The 19,663-nt window shown below is 46.0% G+C and carries 19 protein-coding genes; 11 read left to right on the forward strand and 8 right to left on the reverse strand.

Annotation, left to right across the window (positions count from 1 at the left end):
* Positions 1–20: 20 nt before the first annotated feature.
* On the reverse strand, positions 21–1,760 hold the full coding sequence (ggt, locus tag Q4Q52_RS16630; RefSeq protein ID WP_311991134.1) for a gamma-glutamyltransferase: 1,740 nt from the start codon (positions 1,758–1,760) through the stop codon (positions 21–23).
* Positions 1,761–1,868: 108 nt separating this feature from the next.
* Between ggt and Q4Q52_RS16635 the strand changes: the two genes are divergently transcribed.
* Positions 1,869–3,281: a GNAT family N-acetyltransferase gene (locus Q4Q52_RS16635; protein WP_311991135.1), complete on the forward strand. Its 1,413-nt coding sequence runs from the start codon at positions 1,869–1,871 to the stop codon at positions 3,279–3,281.
* A 133-nt stretch (positions 3,282–3,414) separates the two neighbouring features.
* On the opposite strand, the gene Q4Q52_RS16640 is transcribed toward Q4Q52_RS16635, so the two are convergent.
* A complete protein-coding gene (locus tag Q4Q52_RS16640; protein WP_012089517.1) occupies positions 3,415–4,038 on the reverse strand; it encodes a LysE family translocator in 624 nt (207 codons plus the stop codon).
* A gap of 198 nt (positions 4,039–4,236) precedes the next feature.
* Positions 4,237–4,800, reverse strand: a complete 564-nt coding sequence (locus Q4Q52_RS16645) for a hypothetical protein (protein WP_063883074.1) — start codon at positions 4,798–4,800, stop codon at positions 4,237–4,239.
* 185 nt (positions 4,801–4,985) lie between these two features.
* Here Q4Q52_RS16645 and Q4Q52_RS16650 point away from each other — a divergent pair, with 185 nt between their 5' ends.
* The 6 genes from Q4Q52_RS16650 (at position 4,986) to Q4Q52_RS16675 (ending at position 9,564) form a co-directional block, all read left to right on the forward strand.
* Positions 4,986–5,561 carry a YbhB/YbcL family Raf kinase inhibitor-like protein gene (locus Q4Q52_RS16650; protein WP_311991136.1) on the forward strand — a complete coding sequence of 192 codons (576 nt, stop codon included), beginning with the start codon at positions 4,986–4,988 and terminating at the stop codon, positions 5,559–5,561.
* 11 nt (positions 5,562–5,572) lie between these two features.
* A complete protein-coding gene (locus Q4Q52_RS16655) occupies positions 5,573–6,739 on the forward strand; it encodes an L-dopachrome tautomerase-related protein (protein WP_311991137.1) in 1,167 nt (388 codons plus the stop codon).
* A 167-nt stretch (positions 6,740–6,906) separates the two neighbouring features.
* Positions 6,907–7,383, forward strand: a complete 477-nt coding sequence (locus Q4Q52_RS16660; protein ID WP_311991138.1) for a VOC family protein — start codon at positions 6,907–6,909, stop codon at positions 7,381–7,383.
* A complete protein-coding gene (locus tag Q4Q52_RS16665; protein ID WP_311991139.1) occupies positions 7,370–8,371 on the forward strand; it encodes a glycine betaine ABC transporter substrate-binding protein in 1,002 nt (333 codons plus the stop codon). The genes Q4Q52_RS16660 and Q4Q52_RS16665 overlap by 14 nt, the downstream gene beginning before the upstream one ends.
* Positions 8,355–8,870 carry an Atu1372/SO_1960 family protein gene (locus tag Q4Q52_RS16670; RefSeq protein ID WP_311991140.1) on the forward strand — a complete coding sequence of 172 codons (516 nt, stop codon included), beginning with the start codon at positions 8,355–8,357 and terminating at the stop codon, positions 8,868–8,870. Before Q4Q52_RS16665 ends, Q4Q52_RS16670 begins: the two co-directional genes overlap by 17 nt.
* Positions 8,871–9,009: 139 nt before the next feature.
* The gene (locus tag Q4Q52_RS16675) at positions 9,010–9,564 is read left to right on the forward strand and encodes a sugar O-acetyltransferase (protein WP_311991141.1); all 555 of its coding nucleotides are present in this window, start codon (positions 9,010–9,012) and stop codon (positions 9,562–9,564) included.
* A 124-nt stretch (positions 9,565–9,688) separates the two neighbouring features.
* On the opposite strand, the gene hppD is transcribed toward Q4Q52_RS16675, so the two are convergent.
* Together hppD and Q4Q52_RS16685 are read right to left on the reverse strand one after the other, a co-directional pair.
* Complete coding sequence (gene hppD / locus Q4Q52_RS16680; RefSeq protein WP_311991142.1) at positions 9,689–10,729, reverse strand: 4-hydroxyphenylpyruvate dioxygenase; 1,041 nt, start codon at positions 10,727–10,729, stop codon at positions 9,689–9,691.
* A gap of 97 nt (positions 10,730–10,826) precedes the next feature.
* Positions 10,827–11,987, reverse strand: a complete 1,161-nt coding sequence (locus Q4Q52_RS16685; protein ID WP_106650846.1) for a homogentisate 1,2-dioxygenase — start codon at positions 11,985–11,987, stop codon at positions 10,827–10,829.
* A gap of 214 nt (positions 11,988–12,201) precedes the next feature.
* Between Q4Q52_RS16685 and Q4Q52_RS16690 the strand changes: the two genes are divergently transcribed.
* Complete coding sequence (locus Q4Q52_RS16690; RefSeq protein ID WP_006082119.1) at positions 12,202–13,116, forward strand: LysR family transcriptional regulator; 915 nt, start codon at positions 12,202–12,204, stop codon at positions 13,114–13,116.
* Between the two features lie 332 nt (positions 13,117–13,448).
* Positions 13,449–14,243, forward strand: coding sequence for a TIGR00266 family protein (locus tag Q4Q52_RS16695; RefSeq protein ID WP_006082118.1), 795 nt, complete (start codon positions 13,449–13,451; stop codon positions 14,241–14,243).
* A 147-nt stretch (positions 14,244–14,390) separates the two neighbouring features.
* Here the strand turns inward: Q4Q52_RS16695 and Q4Q52_RS16700 are convergent, their stop codons facing one another.
* The 3 genes from Q4Q52_RS16700 to Q4Q52_RS16710 all read right to left on the reverse strand — a co-directional run bounded on the left by Q4Q52_RS16700 (position 14,391) and on the right by Q4Q52_RS16710 (position 17,072).
* A complete protein-coding gene (locus Q4Q52_RS16700; RefSeq protein ID WP_311991143.1) occupies positions 14,391–15,662 on the reverse strand; it encodes a hypothetical protein in 1,272 nt (423 codons plus the stop codon).
* Positions 15,663–16,177: 515 nt separating this feature from the next.
* The gene (locus Q4Q52_RS16705) at positions 16,178–16,522 is read right to left on the reverse strand and encodes a hypothetical protein (RefSeq protein ID WP_106650843.1); all 345 of its coding nucleotides are present in this window, start codon (positions 16,520–16,522) and stop codon (positions 16,178–16,180) included.
* Positions 16,523–16,610: 88 nt separating this feature from the next.
* Entirely contained in the window at positions 16,611–17,072 is a 462-nt protein-coding gene (locus Q4Q52_RS16710) for an EVE domain-containing protein (RefSeq protein ID WP_311991144.1), read from the reverse strand.
* Positions 17,073–17,349: 277 nt separating this feature from the next.
* Here Q4Q52_RS16710 and Q4Q52_RS16715 point away from each other — a divergent pair, with 277 nt between their 5' ends.
* Together Q4Q52_RS16715 and Q4Q52_RS16720 are read left to right on the forward strand one after the other, a co-directional pair.
* Positions 17,350–17,730 carry a DUF6508 domain-containing protein gene (locus tag Q4Q52_RS16715; RefSeq protein WP_006082114.1) on the forward strand — a complete coding sequence of 127 codons (381 nt, stop codon included), beginning with the start codon at positions 17,350–17,352 and terminating at the stop codon, positions 17,728–17,730.
* 139 nt (positions 17,731–17,869) lie between these two features.
* Positions 17,870–19,582, forward strand: a complete 1,713-nt coding sequence (locus Q4Q52_RS16720) for an AMP-binding protein (RefSeq protein ID WP_311991145.1) — start codon at positions 17,870–17,872, stop codon at positions 19,580–19,582.
* Positions 19,583–19,663 lie beyond the last annotated feature (81 nt).

Raw genomic sequence — 19,663 nt, forward strand, 5'->3', positions numbered from 1 at the left:
AACATTGGCATCAGGAGATGCTAGTAGCCGATGGCTTCGCTACCCGAGTGGCGTGGATCAGACGCGCCAAAAATCCCTTGTTCAGTCACCATGATTGATTGTGTGCTGCCCATAGCGGACTGTACTTTCACTTTGTGGCCTTTGGCTTCGAGCAGGGAAATGGTATCGCGGTTTAAGCTGGATTCTACTCGTAGCTCATCGGGCAGCCATTGATGGTGTACCCGCGCTGCATTACTGGCTTCGGCGATGTTTAATCCATGGTCGATCACATTCATGATGATCTGCAGTGTGGTGGTGATAATGCGTGAGCCGCCCGGGCTGCCAGTGACGAGGAAGGGTTTGCCATCCTTCATCACTATTGTTGGGCTCATGGAGCTCAATGGGCGCTTATTGCCTTCGACCGCATTGGCATCACCGCCAACTAAACCGTAGCCGTTTGGCACGCCGGGTTTGGCCGAGAAATCATCCATCTCGTTATTGAGCAAAATGCCAGTACCCTTGGCCACTAAACCTGAGCCGTAGCTGAAGTTTAAGGTGTAAGTGTTTGAAACCGCATTGCCCCATTTATCCACTACCGAGAAGTGAGTGGTTTGGTCGCTCTCATAGGGCGCGAGTTTACCTGGCTTGATTTCGGCGCTTGGCGTTGTTTTATTCATCGCGATTTGGCTGGCGATTTTTTGGGCGTAGTCCTTACTGGTTAAGGCTTTGACGGGCACCTTATAAAAGTCGGGATCGCCTAAGTATTCGCTGCGATCGCTATAGGCATGCTTCATGGTTTCTGCCATCAGATGAATCGTCTGAGCCGTATTGTGGCCGAGTTTATCAATCGGGAATTGTTGCAACACATTAAGCATTTCTATGATGTGTACGCCGCCCGATGATGGCGGTGGCATAGACACAACCTCGTAGCCACGGTATTCGCCACGTACGGGTTCACGTTCCACAACCTTATAATTTTTAAGGTCGTCTAAGGTCATAATGCCGCCAGCGTCTTTCACCGCATTGATAAGCTTAGTGGCGGTTTCACCTTCGTAGAATCCTTTGGTGCCTTTTTCAGCGATCAGACTTAATGAATGGGCAAGCTCAGGTTGTTTAAGAATATCATCAACTTGATAGTCACTGCCGTCGGCTTTGTAGAAGATAGCAGCCGTGGTTGGCCATTGGGTCATGCGGCGTTTTAGACCTGCAAGAGATTCGGCAAGATCTGGCGTGACGCTAATGCCTTCCTGCGCCATTTTAATTGCGGGCGCGGCGACTTGGGCGAGTGTCATAGTGCCATATTTTTCAAGTGCTAAGCTCATGCCCATGACTGTACCTGGGACACCAACAGCAAGGCCGTGTTCGCGGCTCAGCTTTTCCACTGCATCGCCATTCTCATCGAGGAAAATGTCTTTCTTGGCTTTAGACGGCGCCATCTCACGGTAATCGATTGCTATAGTTTTGTTTTCTTTAGCAATATGCACCAGCATAAAACCGCCGCCACCGATATTGCCGGCACGTGGTAAGGTGACTGCCAAACTGAAGGCCACGGCCACGGCCGCATCAACGGCATTGCCGCCTTGTTTTAGGATCTCAACGCCAGTGCGACTGGCGAGTGTTTCTTGGCTGGCAACCATGCCATGCTTGGCCCACACAGGTTGTGCTGTGGCCATCTGGCTGAAAATTGACGATTCTTCGGCAAGCAGACTGGGTGATGATAGTAGGGGAAGCGCCATGGCAATGGCGAGAATAAGAGGTCTAAAAGGTTTTGTTGGACGCATACTCAATCCTGAATTTATTTTCATTATGGCTATGCAATGTGCCGAGAATTAGGCTTAATTGCAACCTTGTATATTAGTTAAGATCCGTAAAGGACGAGAATTTACCCAATGAGACAGCTTATCTTGGCCTTTGCGAGCTCAATGTCGGACATATCGGCCAGTGCGTGGAATGCCGTTATGGGGGAGGCGAATCCCTTCTGTCGCCATGAATTTTTGCTGACACTAGAGCAAAGCCATTCGGCTTGCGCTGCAACGGGTTGGACGCCGCGGCATTTATGCGTGTTTGATGTGGGTGACATATTAAGTGATGTCGTAAGCACCGATAAAAGCTTGTCACCTTTGGCTGCAGGAGCCCTGATAAGCCGGCAAGCGGCCAAGCACTTCAATCCTTTATCGCTGGTGGCGGTGATGCCCTTGTATCAAAAGTCCCACTCCTACGGCGAGTACGTGTTCGATTGGGCGTGGGCCGAAGCCTATGATCGCCATGGACTCGATTATTATCCTAAATGGGTGAATGCGATTCCTTTTACCCCAGTGCAAGGGGGAAGGATAGGCATTCATCCTGCATTAGATAGCGTTGAGCAACTGCGCGTGGCGCAATTACTGCTGCTGACATTGAATCGTCGGCTAACATCAGAGCTGTTTGCGTCAGAGCCCTGTGTGTTAGAGCAAGGTGATTCGTTTTTTGATGAGTCAGAGCTTGATGAGCCCGTAGTTGATGAAGCTGATCTTGATGGGTCAGTGCAAAGCGCTAAAGAGCAGGGCGACAGCCCGATTTCTTCATGGCACAGCTTGTTCGTTCCCCCAAGCCAAACGCCGTTATTTGAAGGCTCGCCCAATCCACTGTTAAAACGCTTAGGCACGCAGTTTCATTGGCATAATCGCGGTTATCGCGACTTTGATGATTTTCTGGCGGGCTTTAGTTCGCGCAAACGTAAGAATATCTTGAAGGAGCGGGCGCAGTTACAGCCTTTTAATCTTAAGTTTCACTTTGTCGAAGGGGAGCAGATTACCGCTTTACAATGGCAGACGTTTATCCAATGTTATCAATTAACTTACCTTAAGCGCTCCGGTCATCGCGGCTATTTAACGCCAACTTTTTTTCAGCAGTTGGGGGAACAACTCGCCGCGCAAGTTTTACTGTTGGTGGTCGAAGATGCCAAGGGCGAGATGATGGCTGGTGCCTTGTATCTCAAAGGCGAGAATACTCAAGGGCAGAAATGCTTATATGGCCGTTATTGGGGCACCACGGTTGAGCTCGACGGCTTGCATTTTGAGGCATGTTATTACCAAGGTATTCAATACTGTATTGAACATGGGTTCCAGATGTTTGATGCGGGCGCACAGGGGGAGCATAAGGTGCTGCGCGGCTTTGAACCTGTTGAAATGTATTCCTACCATAATATCACCCACTTAGGATTTAGGGCGGCGATTGCCGATTTTGTAGAGCAAGAAGCACAGCAAATGCAGCAATATATGGCGCAGATGCGAGCTGTTTTGCCCTACAAAAAAGAGCCCTAATAAAAGACCGAGTTAACGGGGCTTTATTGGGCTCTCATTTATGTCGTGCATGTTCAACCTATGTTGTACAACCTAAGCAGTTCTATCTAAGCTGTTAATTCAAACGGTTAGCTATGAATATTGGCTATGAATGTTAGCTCATGGCTAACCACACGCCCACACCTATCATCAGGCTGCCTGCAATGCGGTTTAACCAGCGAATATTATCGCCACGACTTAGGAAAATACGCAGGCTTTTGCCGCCGCTGGCGTAGGCGAGCATAGAGGTAAACTCGGTCACCATGATAATGCTCAGCAGTGCGAGCAGCTGCGGCGCGACTTCGCGCTCGGCATTGATAAAAGGTGGTAGTAGCGACACCATAAATGCCCAACCTTTAGGATTGGCAATGGCGGTAATAAAGCCTTGGGAGATCAAGGTAACATTGCTGGCTCTGGGGTTAGTGTCGTCATCGCTTAACATGGCCATCTTACCGCGGGCGCGCCACATTTGTACGCCGATAAAGCCTAAATAAATTCCGCCAACCCATTTAAAGATTTGAAAGACTTCGGGATAGTTGAGCATGATACTGGCAACGCCCATCACGGCGGCTGTCGCCACTAACGCTACGCCTACCAGTTCACCCAGCATCATCCACAGGGTGCGGCGCACACCTATGCTCATGCCCAAGGTCATGGCGAGCGTCATACACATGCCCGGGGTGATAGAAACAAAGAAGAAGGTCGGGATAAACACTGCAAGTAAGGCAAAATCTGGCATGGTTTGGTCTGTCTTGGGTGAAGATGGGAAGGCCGATAGTGTAATGAAAACTGCGGGTTTAGCCAATGCGCTTGTTTTGGCCTGACAACACATAAATGTAATCGGTTGTGTTAGCGAACGATATTTTTTGTCGGTTACCCATTTGGGGTGTGAGCGGTTAGTGCACTGGCGTGAATTATGTGCAGAGTCATCCTGCTGCTAACAAGATAAGATTTTGATTTCAGGTTTTGTTTCAGTATCGATCAAATACACGCTATCGGCACCCACAATATAATAACTGTATAGACTCTGGTAAATATGTTCGCCTAATTCGCCATAATAAGGACGACGTGCATTTTTTACCGACTTCCATATTGGCCAAGGTAAAGAAAAATAATCGGACCTGGATGGGTTTGTCATATTTAAATCGGTATCGATAGGGAATGGCGTATTGATTTTTTCATTATTGATATTACTGCCTAAATCATCATTCAGATTAACATGGATGCTATTTGAAAAAGTTTGATAACTTGATTCATCAATCACCAGAATACCTGCGATCGTTGGGAAGTGAATTTCCATCGAGAACGCACAGTCATTAAGCTCTTGCCACAGTAAGGTCAACGATACCCCCTCTAATCTGCAGCTCAAATCAGGATGGGGTTTAAGCTTTCTTTCTACGGGGAACCAAGGCTGATAGCTTGCCTGAGTCATAGCGCATTCTTGTTCGGTCATTAGGTTACTCGCTTCATTATCGTTATCTTGCGGCTTACCGTTATTCATTCACTCGTGCCGCCAATACTATAATCGAAAAATAACGCTGAAGCATGTTTAGATTATCTAATAATTTTTGAAACTCATATCAGCGAGACACGACTTATCAATATTTATTTGATTGATATGCTAACCCCATTCTTAAATTAATTATCAATAACTGTTATAGAACAGTTTAATAATGGATTCTGTATATGATCAAATCATCTCTATCCGCAAGTAAATATACCTTCTTACTGAGTGTTATTTTGGCTGCCAGCATTAATAACGTTATGGCTGACAACAGTACCAAAGTGTTTAGTTTACAAAGTAATCTTGCCGATAATTCAAGCTTCCCTCCTGAGTATTATTGGAATCAATTTGGTTGTTCGGGCGAAAATATTGCGCCGCGTTTAACTTGGCAAAATGTACCTGCCGGTACCAAGAGCTTTGCTGTCACTTTATATGACAAAGATGCGCCGACTGGCAGTGGTTTTTGGCACCGTGTTGTGTATGACATTCCGGCACAGGTGTTGACTCTCGCAGGTGGTGTGAATGGCGGAGCGCTACCCAGTGGTGCCATTGAAGCTAATACCGATTTAGGTAAACCTGGATTTTTTGGACCTTGTCCACCAGAGGGACGTGAACACAGCTATGTATGGACAGTGCATGCTCTGGATGTGGCGAAGTTGCCGATAGACAAGGGATCAACACCCGCTTTGGTGGGATTCTATCTTTGGCAGCATAGATTAGGCGAAGCAAGTTTAACGCTTTTAGCTGGCCCACGTTAGGAGGAATGAAGATGACCATATTATCTACGCGCATTACATACCCACTGCTATCAAAGGCTTTTACTCTACTGGCAAGCAGTTTGTTGTGTTCTCACTCATGGGCGACACAGACTGAGCCGCTGGCAAAAATGGAAGTCTTTGCCGAACTTGATGGGGCTGTGGGCGGTATTACTTTCACATCAGATGATCGATTGATTTTCAGTTATCACCCTTTCTATCAACCTAACATTAAGGTGGCAGAGCTTTTAGCGGATGGTAGTACTAAGCCATTCCCTAATTCGGATTGGCAGCAATGCCATGATCCGCAGGGCAAAGCGAAAGAACCTGACACTTGCCTTAATTGGGTGTTGGGGCTGCGAACCGACGATCAAGACAGAGTTTGGCTATTAGACTCTGGCCAGCAGGTGCCACGTATTGAGCCTAAATTAGTGGCGTGGGATACCAAGAAAAACCAATTAGATCGCATTATTCATTTGCCCGCGCCAGTCTCTCTTCCTGAGTCACAACATAATGACTTTGTTATCTCATCTCGACACCAAGCGATTGTGATTGCCGATGAGGGGATTGGCACGGGTCCCATTGGTGAAAAGGCTGCGTTGGTGGTTGTGGACTTAAATACAGGGAAAAGTCGGCGCCTATTACAGGGTGATAACAGTGTGATGCCAGACTTACAGCGGCCACTGATTATCGATAAAGACTCAAAAGATAGAAAGCAGATTGAAGTCTATGTGGGTGCCGATGGCATTGCTTTAGATAAAACCCAAACATGGCTCTACTTTGCCCCGATGAATAAAGACAAAGTTTACCGTGTGCGGATGACAGATCTCATCAATCCTTCGTTAACGCCTGCGGCACTCTCTGCCAAAGTGGAGGCTTATGCCGATAAGCCCGACAACGGTGGCTTAAGTATTGATGAAGCGAATAATTTGTATCTAACAGAAGTGGGAGAGCGGGCCATTGGCGTGATCCCTGCTGATTCTCGCCAGTATCGCACTTATGTCCATGATGAGCGTATGGTTTGGCCCGACGGTGTGAGTTATGGCAAGCAAGGTTATTTGTACTCTGGGGCTGCGCAATTACCGTTATCGGCACCATTAAATAATGGCAAAGCTGAAAACAGTCCACCTTATTATATTTTCCGTTTTAAGCCGTTAGCGGCGGGCGTTCGTGGTAATTAATCCGAACAATTAATCTCATCAATTAATCTCATCAATTAATTTTATAACCTTACGCCAAGTGCTTATCTGAACTGAATTTATTCACACGATTTTTGCGGATTAAAACGGTTTGGATTTGCACTTGGTTATACCGAGTCACTGAGTCACGACATCCAGAGGATGACAATATGAACATTATCGGATTGGATCACTTTACCATCAGAACGCCCAAACTGGTTGAAACGCTGTTGTTTTATCAAGTCATCCTTGGATTGAAATTAGGTTGGCGGCCACAGTTTGGTTTTCCTGGACATTGGCTCTATGCCTCAAATAAGCCCATTTTGCATTTAGTGGAAGCGGGCGATCAGGCGCTAGATGCCTACTTAGGGGAAAGCAGAAATATTTATGGCTCGGGACGTGTTGACCATTTGTCGTTTCGTGGCACGGATTTACAGCAGATGCAGCAGCATTTATGCCAGCAGAGGATGATTTTTCAGGAACGAATTGTGCCTGAGATTGGTGAGCATCAGTTGTTCCTTGAAGATCCGAATGGCATCAAAGTAGAGATGATATTCCCCTATGCAAAGGATAACGCCATCGTAGGGATTGTGATGGATAGGCTCACTATTTTAGACACCAAGGAGCATGAACATGACGGAGATTAATCACAGCAGGCGGCAATTATTGCAAACGCTGGGATTGGGCAGTTTGGCATCATTGGCATTATTTCCTCGAGGTGTGATAGGTATGAATTCATTGATTACGAGTACAAATATGGAGAGCTCACAGGGTAAGCCGATGATTCGCATGGGAGTGACAGACTTAAGTTTTCATCGTGTCACCGCCGCTGTGGTGGCTCATGTGATAGGGATTATGGGCAAAGAGGTGCAACGAAGCTATGCATTGCACGAGGCTAATTTTGAGAAGCTAGGTGAAGGCACAGTGGATATGCTGTGTTCAGCATGGCTGCCCCATAGCCATGGGATTTATCGACAAGGTGTCGAAGAGCGAGTTGCTACGCGGCAACTCGGGCTGCATTATGAGCCCTATGCGCTCTGGGGCGTACCCGATTATGTGCCTGCTGAGCAAGTGTCGAGCATTGAGGATTTACTCAAACCTGACGTGCAGCAACGTATGCGGCCCATCATTCAAGGGATTGGTGAGGGGGCGGGGATCTCGCGATTTTCTAAAAATATCATGACGCAATATGGATTAACGGCGGCAGGTTATCAATTTAGAACAGGCACTCAGGCCGACTGTGTCGCCGCTTTTGAGTCTGCCGTAGCGGTAAACGATTGGGTGGTCGTTCCTTTGTGGCATCCACAATTTTTACACCATCAATACGGTATTCGAGAGCTTCAGGACCCCAAAGGTTTACTCGGGGGAAAAGATAAAGCGGTATTGCTCGCCCGTGAACGCGAGTTAGTGGTTAATTTCTCGCCCGCGCAAATTCAGGTACTTGATAACATAGTATTATCGAATCAAATGGTTGCAGAACTCGATTATGCGGTTAATCGACAAGGAATGACGGAAGATGAGGCCGCTGCGAACTGGCTGACAGTCAATCCTCAGCATTTGACGACCTGGTTAGCCCCGTTGCTTAATTCTGCGAATGTCTCATCTCAGGAGGTGAATTATGATGATCACACCTGAATCGCGGCTTGTGGCGGCTGGGCTTGAACTACCTGAGGTTGCTGCGGCTCTTGGGAATTATGAACCCTATTCAATTGTCGGCAGCCAGTTAATGACTTCGGGTCAGTTTCCCTATTTAGAGGGCGAGCTTCAGTATCAAGGACAATTGGGCGCCGATCATACTGTGAGCGAAGGCTACGCTGCCTGTCGTCTTGCGACCCTAAATGCCATTGCCCAATTGAAACAGGCTTGCGGTGAGCTTTCGCGGATAAAACAAATTTATCGCTTGGAAGGGGTGTTAAATGTGCATCAATCTTGCTTTGAACATCCTAGAGCGCTCGATGGGGCTTCGGATTTATTGCTTGAAATCTTCGGTGAAGCAGGGCGTCACAGCCGAATGATTTGGACAAATCCGGTCATGCCGCTGAACAGTTTGTGTCTAGTGTATTTATTTGCAGAACTCTATTGTGATGACGAACAAAGGCAACGACCTTTGTCTCGATTGAAATCGAGTTCTTGAATGTGACTCACATTGGCTGTTAGTTAAATGTTCTGTCAGCAAGATGGGTAGTTCATTCAATAGCATATAAGGCAGTTCTTGAACTTTCATTAATCGATTGTTAGGGTTAGGTCATCATGGATGGAATGTTGACAATACGATGACTGAGAAACAAAAAATGTTAGCGGGTCAGCCCTATAAGGCTTGGGATGATGAGTTATTGGCTGAGCGGATGCGGGCGAAATCAGTTTGCCATCAGTTTAATCTGGCCGAACCGACTCAGCTTGATGCGCGTATGGATCACCTTCGTGGCCTGCTTGATATTCAACATTGCGCCCATATTGAGCCCAACTTCTTTTGTGACTACGGGTATAACATTCATATTGGCAAACAATTTTACGCCAATCATAATCTAACCATATTGGATGTTTGCTCAGTCTCGATTGGCGATAACGTGATGTTTGGTCCCCATGTGATGATTTCTACCGCCACGCATCCTATCGATCCCATCGCACGGCAAACGACGGAATACGGCGCGCCAATTCAAATCGGCAATAATGTTTGGCTTGGCGGTAACGTCTCTGTGTTGCCCGGTGTGACCATTGGCGATAATTGTGTCATTGGTGCTGGTAGTGTCGTGAATAAGAGCATTCCGGTGAACTGTGTGGCGGCAGGCAACCCTTGTAAGGTTATCAAACCCATCAATGTGGCATAACGCTGGAAGGTCGATGCAGAGTGATTGGCGTCAATGCTGATGCTGATTGAGATGACGATTTAGATCGTCGTAGAAACAAAAACGGTACGCAGTGCGTACCGTTTTTTATTGGCATGATAAAAACTTACAGTACGCCGCGGCGCATTTGATCCCGTTCAATCGATTCAAACAGGGCAGTAAAGTTGCCTTCGCCAAAACCTAAGTTATTTTTGCGTTGGATGATTTCGATAAAAATCGGTCCGAACAGGTTTTTAGTGAAAATCTGCAGTAAATAACCGGATTCATCGCCATCCACCAAAATTTGGTGATGTTTGATGCGCTCACGATTCTCAGTCACCTGCGGCAACTTCTCAAATATGGTGTCGTAGTATTCAGGGATAATGTCTAGGCATTGGATTGAACTGCCTTCCATCGCATCCAGAGATTTTACGATATCGCGACTTCTAAAGGCTAAATGCTGCACACCTGGGCCATTGTATTCCTTCAGGTATTCATCGATTTGGTTCTTATCGCTGCCTTTACCTTCGTTGATCGGAATACAGAAGCTGCCATCGGGCGAACGTAGGGCGTAGGACACTAGCGCGGTTTGTACGCCGCTGATGTCAAAGTAGCGCACTTCAGTAAAACCAAAAATGTTTTTATAGAAGTTAGCCCAATGTTCCATTGTGCCTTTGTAGACGTTGTTGGTTAAGTGATCGACCTCGATAAAGCCTTTCTCTTGGGTGATAATTTGCTCGTCTAAATCTTCAAAATCAGCGGCATAGATATTGTTATCTGCGCCAAAGGTGTCGATGAAATAAATTAAGCTGTCACCAATGCCGTAAATCGCAGGATAAGGCAGATCTTTGTTGGCATCATCGGCGGGTTTTGCACCACGTTCAACGGCAACGCGATAGGCAAAGCCGGCATCTTCTACCCGCCAGCCCATAGAGCAAATGGCTGGGCCGTGGGATTTAGCAAACTTAGCTGAGAAACCTTCGCGCTCAGTGTTGAGCAGAAAATTAATGTCATTCTGTTTGTAGTACAGGATGTCTTTGTTCTTGGCTTTTTTCAGCAGAGAAAAACCAAAGTCGATAAAGACTTTGTGCATAAAATCAGTATCAGGGCTGGCGAATTCAGTGAATTCGATACCTAATAAGCCCAGTGGATTTAGTTCGCTTGCCATGATGTTTTCCTCATTATTTTAGTTCAACCGCCGACACTCTTTATCCCTTTAATTATGTTGGGATACGCAACCGTTTCGGTGCGCTGGTGGCTTAGGGCTAGTCTTCTAGCCAAGAGCGGTTGTAGTCTTTGCTCATGCAATTTTGTACATGTTCGGTTAATTTAAGTGGGGCGAATGTGTCCACCATCACTGCGTATTCATAGGTTTCTTTCTTGCCAATCGAGGCTTCAGTGCGGCCCGGTTGTGGTCCGTGGGCCACGCCTTTTTGATGTAAGGTCATGTAACCCGCTTCAATGCCCGTGCGGCTCATAAAGTCGCCATCGACGTAATACAAAACTTCGTCGCTATCTATGTTGTTGTGGTAATAAGGCGCTGGAATCGATTTCGGGTGGAAATCGTAGGGGCGCGGCACGAAGTTACAAATCACAAAGTTATGGGCAGTAAAGACTAAGTGATCAGAAGGCGGCAGATGGATTTTGCCCACCTTTGGCGCGTATTCGGTAATGTTGAATGCCCAAGGGTAAACACAGCCATCCCAACCCACTAAATCAAAGGGATGCCATTCGAGCGTGGTGAGTTGGTATTTATCGCCAAACTTACACACTAAGGGGAAGGCACCGCGCTCAACCACAGCATCTTGCAATGTAGGTACGCGTAAATCGCGCTCGCAATAAGGTGCCGATTCTAATAGCTGACCATACTCGTTACGGAAATGTTTAGGCACTTCCACCATAGAGAATGACTCGATAACGAACAGTCGCACATTGCTGTAATCGTTGAATTTAAGTTGATAAGTCGTGCCACGTGGGATCACGAGATAGTCCCACTTTTGGACCTTAATCGTGCCGTACTCGCTGTAGAGTGTGCCTTCGCCTTCGTGGATAAAAACCACTTCATCGGCGTAGGCGTTACGGTAAAACTCGTCAGTATCGGCGCTGACTTTGGCGGTATAAAGTGCTAAGTCATTGTTATAAAAAATCTTGTTACGGGCGCTGAAAAAATTACCTTCACGGTCGGCATCGCGGGAATCGAGTTTATAGTTTTGGACCAGTGAGTCTTCCCAATTGGCACCATGGCTTAGGCTATAGGGCGCTACTTCCAACGCTTTGGTTGGCATGTTGTGGTGATATTTATTGGAATAAATATTGGAAAAACCATGGGTTGAGAACAACTCTTCACGGTAAAGCTCGCCGTTCTCCTTTTCAAATGCGATATGGCGCTTATGGGGGATCTGGCCTTGTTTCACATAAAATGGCATGGTTATTCCTTCAATATTGCGTTGCAGGATTACCTACATCGCTGGTCGTTATGCTGCAAGTTGCATTAGTGTGATCTTGTTATCAATTTAGTTGCTTGAATGAACAAAAAAAAGAATAATAAATCCGTTATCTCAATCTAAAAATTAGATGGTATTCTAATCTTTACGAATCGTAGTGTTTCCGTGACATGTTCATAAGAGCCAAGGAGTGACCATGCGCATCGATATTGATGCTTTTAATGTGCTGCAAGTGCTGGTGGAAGAGGGCAGTTTTGCCAAGGCGGCGGAGCGGTTACACAAGGCGCAATCGGCGGTGAGTTATCAAGTTAAAAAGTTAGAAGAGCACTTAGGCGTACAGCTTTTTAGCCGTGAGCAATATCGTGCAGAGCTGACGCAAGAGGGCCGGGTGATTTTGGCCGAGGGGCGAAGATTGTTGCAACACCTTGCAAACATTGAACATCTTGCCAGTCGTTTCAGTGAAGGCTGGGAGCCAAAGCTAGAGCTAGTGATAGACGGAGCCTTACCAATGGAGCCAATTATGACGGCTTTAAAGCGTATGGCTGAACATCAGATCCCCACAAAAATTCAGCTCAATATGGAGTTTTTAGGCGGCGTACAACACAGATTTGAGCGGGATAATGCCGACTTGATGTTGGTAAAAGATTATCGCACTGGCCCCTATTATCATCCGCAACCTTTGCCAGCCATCACCAGTGTGCTGGTGGCAAGTGCTTCGCATCCTTTGTCTTTTATTCGCGAAATTAGTTTGTCTGAACTGCAGCAACACGTGGAATTGACTATCGAAGACTCTTCGCCCAATAAAAGTTACCGCGATGAAATGCAATTTGGCGGCGATAAAGTGTTTTATCTTTCAGGCTTCATCATGAAAAAGAACGCCTTGTTAAAAGGCTTAGGTTTTGGTTGGTTGCCGGACTTTTTAGTGCAAGAAGAGTTGGCGAAGGGGGAGTTAGTTGAAATCGACTTTGTCGGTGGCAGCCGTTTTACCTTTATTCCACAACTCGTCTCGACCTTAGAGCGGCCGTTAGGCCGTGCAGGACAACTTTTTACTGAGTTGATATTAGAGGAGTTTGCTAAGGCTGAGCAGTTTAATGGCGTGGGTTTAGGTTGATAAGTCGCCGTTTGTCATCTTTTGATACAAGTTACCGCATAAAATAATCGCATTGTGACATTTTATGTCATAGATTAATGCCGAGGTTTGATTAAGGTTTCGATTCAGGCTTAGCTTAGATTGAGACTTCGAATAAGTCCTAGATTCAGACTTAGCTTAGATTCAGACTTAGCTTAGATTTAGGTCAAAATTAAGGCATAAGTTAGGGTATAAGTTAAGGCATAAATTAAGCGCTAGATTAACAGTGAAATTGAGCCGCGATAGATAAAGAGTCGTCCATCGGGATCAATCTAAAGGCTAGTAACAAGGAACTGACAGTTAAGGGGAACAGTATGTCTAGACGTTGTCATGAAGTGGATTATGAAATCATCGGCCACAGTATGCAGTTGGTTGAAGTGGAGCTCGATCCTAACGAAACCGTGGTTGCCGAAGCAGGCGCGATGAATTACCTAGAGCAAGATATTAGCTTTGAGGCCAAAATGGGCGATGGTTCTGAACCTGAGTCAGGCTTTTTTGGCAAGTTGGTGGGCGCGGGTAAGCGGGCGTTAACGGGGGAGAGTATTTTTATGACTCACTTTACCAATCAAGGCAACCAAAAGCGTAAAGTCGCCTTTGCTGCCCCATATCCGGGCACAATCCTTGCGATCGACTTAGCCGAATATGGTGGCGAGCTTATCTGCCAGAAGGATAGTTTTTTAGCCGCGGCTTTAGGTACACGGGTGACGATGAAATTTAATCGCCGTTTAGGCACGGGATTTTTCGGTGGCGAAGGGTTTATTCTGCAAAGCTTACAAGGTGATGGCATGACTTTTATCCATGCGGGCGGCACCTTAGTGAAGAAAGAACTACGAGGCGAAACCTTAAGGGTTGATACAGGTTGTCTGGTTGGATTTACGCCTGGGATAGATTACGACATTGAGCGCGCAGGCTCGTTAAAGTCCATGGTATTTGGCGGCGAAGGCTTATTTTTAGCGACGTTAAAAGGTCACGGCACGGTTTGGCTGCAAAGTTTACCGTTCTCACGAATGGCAGACCGCATTATCGCCCATGCCCCATCTGCGGGTGGCAGTGATCGCGGTGAAGGTTCAGTGCTTGGTGGTCTTGGCCGCATGCTTGATGGGCGTTAAGCCGTAAGCTCAATCGATGTAAGTCAATTAAAGCACCATTTTGCAATCATGCAGTCTCTTCCTAAGGCATTCCAGATAATCCTCTGGAATGCCTTTTTAGTTGCTAGATGTTATTTTCTTCATCGTTTTAAGTTTTGTTAGCTGTCGTTAAGGCTGTGTTTGGCTATTGTTAAGACTATGCTGAATGCGTCTTTCCACCAGTTTTGATATCAGATACATCATCAAATAGCCTGTGCCCAAGGCTAAAATCACTGCGACGACATTCTCGGTATACAGGCGATAAGCGTAGAAAGTACCGACCAGTATTGCGATACCTGCGAGGCGAATGAGTAGGCTTTGGGTAAAATAGCCGTGGGCTTTGATATAGGCCAACTGATATCCATTGAGCATCATGAATATAAAAAACATGGAGAAATGCATTAATACTGGGGCCGCTTTTATGTATTGCTCGGGGAATAGCCAAGCGACTAATGGCTTGCTCGCAAAGACCATAACGACAAAAAAAATACCGCTGATCCACAAAGAAACTTTAGTCAGCCATGACTTAATTTGTTGGACTTCGTCAAAGCGTTTTTCTCTTACGCACACAGCGACTTCGGGCAGCACAAAGCGGTAGATGGGGAAGACAAACAGCAAGGTGAGGTAAGTGATCATCGGCCGCACCACCACTTGGAAATCACCCAGTTCATCTATGCTGAAATAGGCAATGGTTAGCAATACTGTGATGTAAATCATCAAGATACTGGCACCCGCTTCCATGGACGCTGTCAGGCTTTTTTTCATGAAACTACGTAAGCCCGTATCAAAATGCACCGCACTTAAGGGCGGAGTGGCGATATCCTTACGCCGTTTTAAGTACATATATAAGGCAACGATGAGCGATGACAATGTCATGCTGTAAAAGAGTGACGCTATGGCCGTTTGTTTTAACGCATAGAAACACAAGAAAAAGCTGCTCACTTGCGCTATCGGTTCCAGCCAAGTCACTCGATTGGAGATGGCATATAGCCGGTACATAGCGATTTGATTGGTAAAATACACCTTGAGCCCCATGCTCAAAACAATGCCAACCAATTGAAAATATTCAACGTTAAGGTGAAGTTTGTGTTTGATATAGGGCAAGACTAAGCCCCATGTCAGCAGCACCATAGCGATCAAGCTGTAGCGGAATATATTGGTTATATCCACATCTTGCTTGGTCTGGGAGTAAGTCACCACCATAGAGGAGCGAAATCCTGTCATCAGGATCAGCGACAGTGAGATGATATCGATAACCGTGTGATAAAGCGCAAGATCGGCTTTGGCAACCCATTGTGCTAACCAAAGCTTAAAAAGAAAACCCACAGAAATACTGGCAAGTGAAGCCCAGAACCCCGCAATAATCGCCTGCTTAACCCGTTGAAGTGAGGTGTGTTTCATTTTCAAAAATCCAGCGTCAGTCTACGGTCATTGGAGAGTAATAATAGATATGCTATGGGTGGCGTTAAGGTTATGCATTAGTCGCTGCTTTGGCTGCTTTAGTTGTAAGAGAGCTTTGATAACGCTTAACTTACTCAAAATTATACGTATGAGTTTATGCAGAGCACTTGGTATCAATACTTCGATGTCAGGAGCTTAGTTTTCGGTCTCGACTATAACGTCTGACCTCATCGAAGAAGTTTTATCTGAGTTTACACACATATTAGCACTGGCTGAGTCTAGCATTCAGCTCATGAGTGACCAAGCATCAGAGAGTAAAGATATGATAAATATCAGTATGTTGCTTAATTGTAACTACGGCCGTTAATTTGCTAGGGATTGCGGGATACATAGCAGTTCAGATAAGGGCGCGAACTGTGCAAGCGTCATGGTTTTGAATGCTTGCACGCCCTACTTAGAACTGGGCGTGCTAATAAAACTGCCGTGATTAGCCATTTCGCACATGTTATGCGTGACTATTCGGTAATAATATTGACGATATCGAGGATTTTACGGCTGTTATTATCGAGTTTGATCAATGCGCCTTCAACTTGAATGCTAATAATCCCATCTTTGTCTAAGGGCACAATGATACGGCCGCGGTCATAAATATCATGCTCAAGCACATCACCACGATGGAGTTTTTTCTGCCAGCCGGGTGGCAGTGGTTGACCACGGTTAACTTTTTTCTGTAATCCCGGTGGTAAATCTTTATCATTTTTATGGTGTTTATGCTCTTGGTCGTCTTTAGCAAAAACAGAGATAGGCGCCATTAAGCTGAGCACTAGCCCTGCGACAACCATTGACGTGAATTTATTCATCTGTGCTCCAAAAGGTGTTTAGTCGATGCTGTGACAATAGAGTCTCTTAAATGAACCTTAGCTGAACGTTTTACGTTGAGATGCTAACTCAAGGGGTTAACATTAGCACAGCTTGCCATTGCTCGGCGGTCACAGGTTGGATACTTAGCCTTGAACCCTTAGTCACTAAATACATGTCAGCTAATTGCGGCAGGTTTTTAATCAAGCTTAAGGGAATAATATCGTTAAATTTTTCGACAAAGCGGATATCTACTCGTAACCATCTTGGTTTAGTTGGATCTGACTTAGGGTCGAAATATTTTGATTCGGGATCGAAGGCCGTGCTGTCGGGATACGCATTGGTCACGACTTCTGCGATACCGACAATACCGGGTACTTTGCAGCTTGAATGGTAAAAAAATACCTTGTCGCCAATCTGCATCTCATCGCGCATAAAGTTACGCGCCTGATAGTTACGTATCCCATGCCAAGCTTCGGTTTGGTTCGGGCAAGCCTTAAGATCATCTATGCTGAATTCGTCGGGTTCCGATTTCATAAGCCAGTAGTTCATCTTGTTTCCTTTATTCATAGTTGCCGTTAAGCGCTTCAATATCCCTGAGTTTATCTTAATTTAGTCGAACACCCCAGTTCGTCACTCATATCAAGCATTGTGAGTTTGATTAAGTTTCGGTTCAGATAAGGTGGCTTAGCCTGTGGGCAGCAATCTTATTTGGTATGCCTTATGCAGATTCTCGTTACTAAGGCAAAGCGTCAAATTCGATCTCGGTTTGTGATTGGTGCCATACAAGTTGTGGTAGCAGTGGCAATCAAAACCTGTGAGGTGTGTGATGGGAACTTCAACAATGACGTCCGACTGTGGTTTATACACTAAATATCTTAAGGATTTTACAGCGGGTGATGTGATCCTAAGCCATGAGCGGATGCTGGAATTTATTAATGACCTGACAACCCAAGGTTGGTTATTGGCAAATTTCACTTGGGACTATTGGTATAACAACAGTTACTTAGTCGATAAACCCGCCTACATTCGTGAAGCGAGCATAGCACAATGCAAGTTGCTGCTGACCGCCATGACGCGACTTGAGGTCTTTAGCCCTGGCGTGTTAGAGAATATGCGTCGCCAAGGGATTTTACTGGCCATTGTTGAGCGCTTGCAAAGCTTAAATGTGCCTAAGTCGAGTACTCATCTTGAATTTATCAGCCGCTAACCCCGCACTTTAATGGATTGTTATTTAATCGATTATCTTACTCTTTAGTCTAATAAAGTGCTTTTTTGCTTGTGACATTATCCGTGGATTGGTTAGTTTGGACCTCGCTAACCATAATAATAAATGCACGGAGGCCTTAATGTCAGTTCCAACAAGCCAAGTTATCAGTCCGCTCAACGTTAGCGAGTTTCATGGTGTGCGATCACCGAAACTCGTTGAGAAAACCATAGGTCAATATCTTGATGAGGTTGCGGTAACCTATCCCGACCAATTAGCGGTTGTCGTACATCATCAACATATCCGCTGGAATTACCGTCAATATCTCGCTCAAATCGAGGCGCTCGCCACCGGATTATTAAAACTCGGTATTAAGTCCGGCGATAGGGTGGGCATTTGGTCACCCAACAATATTGAATGGTGTTTAACCCAATATGCGACCGCTAAAATTGGCGCCATCATGGTGTGTATTAACCCCGCTTATCGACCGGAAGAGTTGCAATACGCGCTGAGTAATGTGGGGTGCCGCGCGGTAATTTGTGCCGACAAGTTTAAATCCAGCAATTACCTCGAAATGCTATACGAATTGGCGCCTGAGCTAACTTCTTGCCCTGCGGGTCAATTACAGGCGAAGGCCGTTCCTGAGCTCGAGTTTGTGATCCGTATGGGCGCTGAAAAATCTGTCGGCATGTTGAATTTTGATGACTTGCTCGTCGATGTGACCGCCGATGACAAGGCGGCACTCGAGAGTATCGGCAAAGCATTAAGCCCGTATGATGCGATTAATATCCAGTTTACCTCTGGCACCACGGGTAGCCCAAAAGGTGCGACCTTATCCCACCATAACATTTTGAATAATGGTTATTTAGTCGCAGAGGCGATGAAGTTTACCTGTCACGATAAACTCTGTATTCCTGTGCCCTTATATCATTGCTTTGGCATGGTGCTCGGCAGTTTAGTTTGCTTAGCCAAAGGCGCCGCGGCTGTGTTCCCCGGCGAATCCTTCGATCCCATGACGACATTGCAAGTGATTGAGCAAGAGCGTTGCACCGCTTTACATGGCGTACCGACCATGTTTATTGCCGAGCTTGAGCATCCTGAATTTACGCGTTTTGATTTAAGTTCTTTACGAACCGGCGTGATGGCGGGGGCAACTTGCCCAGAAGAAGTGATGCGCCGAGTACAAAATCTCATGTATATGAAGGAAGTACTAATTGGTTATGGTCAGACTGAGTGCAGTCCGCTCAATCATATTACTGAAATTGATTCGCCGGTTGAGAAACGGGTGCTCACTGTTGGCCGTGCTTTGCCCCATACCGAAGTGAAAATAGTCGACGAATTTGGTGAAGAGTTGCCAATTAATCAACCCGGTGAAGTCTGTAGTCGGGGATATTGCATAATGCAGTGCTATTGGAACGATCCCGAAAAAACAGCGGCGACCATAGACAGTGCGGGTTGGCTACATTCTGGCGATATTGGCCAAATGGATGAGCAAGGTTATGTGCAAATTGTGGGTCGCATTAAAGATATGATCATTCGCGGTGGCGAGAATATCTATCCCCGTGAGATTGAAGAGAAACTTTACACCCATAAAGATGTGCAGGATGCGGCTGTTTTTGGCGTTCAAAGCGATAAATACGGGGAGGAAGTGTGTGCTTGGATTAAAGTCCGCTCTGGCGCGACGATTACCGAGGAAGATATTCGCCATTTCCTCACCGAGAAGTTTGCCTATTTCAAGGTGCCACGTTACATCAAGTTTGTGGATCAGTACCCAATGACAGTAACGGGGAAAATTCAGAAATTCAAAATGCGCGAGCTGATGTATCAAGAGTTATATGAAGATATTAATGCTTAAGTGATGTGATTTGGCGAGCCTGCTTTTTTGACTTCAAGCCGCGCAATGCGGCTTGAATTTTATTCAGTCTATAGGTGTCGT

It is taken from the genome of Shewanella sp. SP1S2-4 (assembly GCF_031932075.1).
GTDB classification, from domain to species: Bacteria; Pseudomonadota; Gammaproteobacteria; order Enterobacterales; family Shewanellaceae; genus Shewanella; species Shewanella baltica.

Bases quoted from the DNA above. Each gene is read 5' to 3' on its own strand.
- ggt (WP_311991134.1), bottom strand. From the start codon at position 1,760: ATGCGTCCAACAAAACCTTTTAGACCTCTTATTCTCGCCATTGCCATG.
- Q4Q52_RS16635 (WP_311991135.1), top strand. From the start codon at position 1,869: ATGAGACAGCTTATCTTGGCCTTTGCGAGCTCAATGTCGGACATATCG.
- Q4Q52_RS16640 (WP_012089517.1), bottom strand. From the start codon at position 4,038: ATGCCAGATTTTGCCTTACTTGCAGTGTTTATCCCGACCTTCTTCTTT.
- Q4Q52_RS16645 (WP_063883074.1), bottom strand. From the start codon at position 4,800: ATGAATAACGGTAAGCCGCAAGATAACGATAATGAAGCGAGTAACCTA.
- Q4Q52_RS16650 (WP_311991136.1), top strand. From the start codon at position 4,986: ATGATCAAATCATCTCTATCCGCAAGTAAATATACCTTCTTACTGAGT.
- Q4Q52_RS16655 (WP_311991137.1), top strand. From the start codon at position 5,573: ATGACCATATTATCTACGCGCATTACATACCCACTGCTATCAAAGGCT.
- Q4Q52_RS16660 (WP_311991138.1), top strand. From the start codon at position 6,907: ATGAACATTATCGGATTGGATCACTTTACCATCAGAACGCCCAAACTG.
- Q4Q52_RS16665 (WP_311991139.1), top strand. From the start codon at position 7,370: ATGACGGAGATTAATCACAGCAGGCGGCAATTATTGCAAACGCTGGGA.
- Q4Q52_RS16670 (WP_311991140.1), top strand. From the start codon at position 8,355: ATGATGATCACACCTGAATCGCGGCTTGTGGCGGCTGGGCTTGAACTA.
- Q4Q52_RS16675 (WP_311991141.1), top strand. From the start codon at position 9,010: ATGACTGAGAAACAAAAAATGTTAGCGGGTCAGCCCTATAAGGCTTGG.
- hppD (WP_311991142.1), bottom strand. From the start codon at position 10,729: ATGGCAAGCGAACTAAATCCACTGGGCTTATTAGGTATCGAATTCACT.
- Q4Q52_RS16685 (WP_106650846.1), bottom strand. From the start codon at position 11,987: ATGCCATTTTATGTGAAACAAGGCCAGATCCCCCATAAGCGCCATATC.
- Q4Q52_RS16690 (WP_006082119.1), top strand. From the start codon at position 12,202: ATGCGCATCGATATTGATGCTTTTAATGTGCTGCAAGTGCTGGTGGAA.
- Q4Q52_RS16695 (WP_006082118.1), top strand. From the start codon at position 13,449: ATGTCTAGACGTTGTCATGAAGTGGATTATGAAATCATCGGCCACAGT.
- Q4Q52_RS16700 (WP_311991143.1), bottom strand. From the start codon at position 15,662: ATGAAACACACCTCACTTCAACGGGTTAAGCAGGCGATTATTGCGGGG.
- Q4Q52_RS16705 (WP_106650843.1), bottom strand. From the start codon at position 16,522: ATGAATAAATTCACGTCAATGGTTGTCGCAGGGCTAGTGCTCAGCTTA.
- Q4Q52_RS16710 (WP_311991144.1), bottom strand. From the start codon at position 17,072: ATGAACTACTGGCTTATGAAATCGGAACCCGACGAATTCAGCATAGAT.
- Q4Q52_RS16715 (WP_006082114.1), top strand. From the start codon at position 17,350: ATGGGAACTTCAACAATGACGTCCGACTGTGGTTTATACACTAAATAT.
- Q4Q52_RS16720 (WP_311991145.1), top strand. From the start codon at position 17,870: ATGTCAGTTCCAACAAGCCAAGTTATCAGTCCGCTCAACGTTAGCGAG.